The organism is Acidovorax sp. Root219 (assembly GCF_001428665.1).
GTDB lineage: Bacteria > Pseudomonadota > Gammaproteobacteria > Burkholderiales > Burkholderiaceae_C > Acidovorax.
The window spans coordinates 1-250 of the sequence record NZ_LMIJ01000022.1 but is presented as its reverse complement, the minus strand read 5'-3'; the positions used below and the strand labels follow the sequence as shown (position 1 = coordinate 250).

The 250-nt window shown below is 70.8% G+C and carries 1 pseudogene; it reads right to left on the bottom strand.

Going from position 1 to position 250, the window contains the following annotated elements:
* A pseudogene (locus ASE28_RS20410) lies at nucleotides 1–250 on the bottom strand (methyl-accepting chemotaxis protein); the annotation flags it as partial.

The following is a 250-nucleotide window of genomic DNA, read 5'->3' as shown; positions in this document are numbered from 1 at the left end:
AGGCCTGGACGCTACGGCCGCCCGCGCCGCCGGTGCCGCCATGGCCACCGGCTTGCGCACCGCTGGTGCTGGTGTGGATGCAGGTGCGCGGTAGCTGCCTGCACCGCTGCCATCGCCCGCCAGCCTGAACACCGCCACCGCATTCACCAGCTCGCCCGCCTGGCTGTTCAGGCTGCTCGCCGCTGCTGCCATCTCTTCCACCAGCGCTGCGTTCTGCTGGGTGGCCTGGTCCATCTGCGTGACCGCTTCT